The sequence below is a fragment of the Crocosphaera sp. Alani8 genome (assembly GCF_038442745.1).
Lineage (GTDB): Bacteria > Cyanobacteriota > Cyanobacteriia > Cyanobacteriales > Microcystaceae > Crocosphaera.
Map to the genome: position 1 here is coordinate 1 of NZ_JARVCN010000342.1, position 3,374 is coordinate 3,374.

4 protein-coding genes are annotated in these 3,374 nt (G+C 39.7%); 3 read left to right on the forward strand and 1 reads right to left on the reverse strand.

The genetic code is table 11. From position 1 onward, the window contains the following. Positions 1-426: 426 nt before the first annotated feature. Positions 427-600, reverse strand: a complete 174-nt coding sequence (locus tag P9B04_RS17750; protein WP_342056311.1) for a type II toxin-antitoxin system HicB family antitoxin — start codon at positions 598-600, stop codon at positions 427-429. Positions 601-734: 134 nt separating this feature from the next. On the opposite strand from P9B04_RS17750, the gene P9B04_RS17755 reads away from it, so the two are divergent. The 3 genes from P9B04_RS17755 to P9B04_RS17765 form a co-directional block, all read left to right on the forward strand. After that, positions 735-1,028, forward strand: a complete 294-nt coding sequence (locus P9B04_RS17755; protein ID WP_342056312.1) for a type II toxin-antitoxin system RelE/ParE family toxin — start codon at positions 735-737, stop codon at positions 1,026-1,028. Positions 1,029-1,040: 12 nt separating this feature from the next. Beyond that, the gene (locus P9B04_RS17760) at positions 1,041-1,355 is read left to right on the forward strand and encodes a HigA family addiction module antitoxin (RefSeq protein ID WP_342056313.1); all 315 of its coding nucleotides are present in this window, start codon (positions 1,041-1,043) and stop codon (positions 1,353-1,355) included. 84 nt (positions 1,356-1,439) lie between these two features. Next, a partial coding sequence (locus tag P9B04_RS17765) for a protelomerase family protein (RefSeq protein WP_342056314.1) occupies positions 1,440-3,374 on the forward strand: 1,935 nt, incomplete at its 3' end.

Genomic DNA, 3,374 nt, shown 5'->3' on the forward strand with positions numbered 1-3,374 from the left:
AACATATTATCTGATAATATGTTAACCTCCTTAGTTATGCGATCGCCAATTTTCCTGGGAAGGAATCGCTGAAACCCCCTTTATGACTGGGGAGGGGTTCTTATACTCATAGTCCCTCATTTAGTCATACTCATACCTCTCATAATAAATATGATTATACTTATACTCATTAATAATTAGGAAATAATCACAGAATCACAGAAAAATGAAGAAAGAAAGATGGGGAAAAGATAAGCAGTAATAAGGATAAGGTACTCACAGAGCTTTATTCTCGTGTATATAGGCTATAAATGGTCGTTTAAGGGTTATAGGCTTATTTATCGTCCCTTCAATGTCCTTCAGAATAACAGCGCACCGCTTGCGGAGTCAAAGCGATCGCTGAAATATGATTAGACTTGCACTCATATCCTCAGCTTATACCCATACTCATACCTGAGTGGAAGTAATAGTAAGAGAAATCTGTTGACCTAAAACTTGGAGGGTACGAATAGGTAGATCCCGTTGATCGGCTGCGATCGCTTCTTCTAGGCAGTCTGAAGCTTCTTTTAAAGCCAATTCTACATCATCCCCTTGAGTAATTGCCTCTGGGATATCTCTCACTGTGACTACCCATCCACCATCACTTTTATGATCACACTTATACTCATATCTTTACTTATACTCACTAAATAAGTAGATTGAATAGAGATTGCCAAATTAGAGTATTATCACTATATCACAATTACCGTGTTATAATGATAATAGATTATCGAAACCAAGGAACAAAAGATATTTTCAACGGAAATGACACAAAGCAAGCACGAAAAACTTGCCCTCAAAACTTATGGAGAATTGCTAGACGAAAGCTAGACCAATTAGATTTTGCTGTTAGCTTAAATGACTTACGCTCTCCTCCTAGAAATCAATTAGAGGCTTTAAAAGGAGAGCGTCAGGGACAGTATAGTATCCGCATAAACGATCAATATAGAATTTGCTTTATTTGGTCTGATGAAGGTGTTAGACAGGTTGAAATTATCGATTATCACTAATTATCTTTAGTTATGGTTAATATTCCCACAAATCGTCCCCCTACTACCCCTGGTGAAATGTTACGAGAAGAATTTTTAGAGCCAATGGGTTTAACTCAACAACAACTCGCTACTGCCATTGGTGTTAGCTATCAGAGAGTTAACGAACTCATTAATGGCAAAAGGGGTATTACTACCAGTACCGCTCTAAGACTAGGGAAATACTTTGGTACATCTCCTGATTTTTGGCTCAACCTACAACGTGCCAATGATCTCTACGCTGTTCAATTAAAAGAGCAAGACGAAATTGATAACATTCAACCTTTATCTTTATCTAGAGAAATATGAGTATAACTTGCCTCACTATTTTTCCTTTACTCATACTCATTGAGTAAGTATAATAATAACAGAGTTCATCTTATACTCATACTCATGTCTAAGCGTGATATTATCGCTCATTTTTGCCAACGAGAATCAGAGATTGATCTCACTAAGGCGATCGCACAGGCCAGAACGGAATGGTTAAAGAAGTGGTTATCAGAGCATCTACCTGAAATTGCATCTCTAGGAGATACTCCATCAGACCACAAAAAAGCCCGTGAATGGGATGCTATGGCTAAGGAGATGATGGCCCAGGAGCGTTCTTTGGTTACGCCTTCACAGCAAAAGAACCGCCTCACTGATATTCGTAATGCCCTAAAAACCCTTGATCCTAATCATCCTGCTTTGGCTGATGTTGGGTTTACCTCCCAAGAGTGGGAGGCCATTAACCGTCCGTCTGAACAACGAGTTAGCGATCGCAATACCAAGTTTTTAGGAGACCCTAATGCTATTGTCGAGAAGGCTATTGCTTTACTTGATAGCGATGATTGGTCTGACTTGGCTGCTGGTTTAGCTGTTTTGACTGGTCGTCGTTGTGCTGAAATTTTACAGACTGCGGAGTTTGAGTATAAGTCTCATTATTCGGTTACTTTTACTGGCTCTTTGAAACGTCGCAGTGAACCAGTTAACCTACAGTTTGAAATTCCAACTCTAGCACCTGCATCGGTAGTCATTGACGCTTTGGCTAAACTGAGGGAATGGGTTGATACCAAAGGGTTAGATAACCGAGCTATCAATAATAAATATGCTCATGCTGTGATTAACTCCTGCGATCGCCATTTTAAAGAGCTAGTACCCACTCGTGATGGGGAGGATAATCTTTATACTCATTTATTTCGGGCTGTTTACGCAACGATCGCCACTCATTGGTATTGTCCCCCCAATGTCCCTGAGTTAGAGTTCAGAGCTTATATCCAAGGTCATTTTAAGATCCTCGATGAGAATAACCCTGAGTTAAGAAGAAATTTAGCTACTTCTCGTCATTACTTTGATTATAAGATTGCTGATGGTCAAGGTAATATTGATGGCCGCTTAGGAATTAAGTTACCATTACCTGATGTCACTGTGGTTCAAGCTTTCGAGAGTTATTATCAAACCCTAACCCAAAATGAGGATGAAGCTGTACCAGATAATTCTCAACCTATACCCGAACCCGAACCCGAACCCCAAACCGATGAAGAGTTAGTTAAAGCGTTAGGGGTAATGCTTGATAGTTCTAATTATGAAGTGTTATTGACTGGTTTAATGGGGGTTACAGGCCGTACTCCTGGTGAATTGCTTAAGTCTGGGGTTTTTCGGTTATCCCCTGATGGTATGGTCTTATTTTCTCCTACCGGTTTAACCAAATCTTCCCCACTTCCTACTTTAGTTGAGGGGAGAAAGGTCATTGATGCGATCGCCCGTCTTCGTCACCACCCTGATGTTCAATCAGAGTTATATCTTAGTCCTACTCAAATTAATGACCATTGCTATCCTCAAGTTGAACCCGTTATTACTCAATCTCTTGGTTTGAAGGATAGAGAAGAACTTTACTCAGCCTATTCTCACCTTTGTTCAAGTCAATTCACCTCACTTAACGACGATATCCCAGTGGTAACGGAACAGGAGTGGGCTGATGTCGCAAAGTATCTCGCTCAATCTCTTAACCTTGAACATCCTACTCAATTGCGAGATTGGTTTGAATCAGTCATCACTCATCAGTCAAACCTTATCAGTAATGAACAATTGTCAGTTACTAATGATCCATCAGAAATTAATAATTCTCGTACTTTAGCTAAGGGTGAAGATGAAAAAACAACAACAACACTGGTGACTGGTGACTGGTCATTGGTGACTGTTAAACAGATGTTCTCCTCTCAACAACAATCTTTGAATCATTTAACTGATGCTATCTCGAATCTTGTGGTTACTCTCAAGGGAGAAGATACAACCAAAAGTGTCAGAAATGGGTTCTCAAAAATAGGCAAAAATTTATTTAAGACCCCT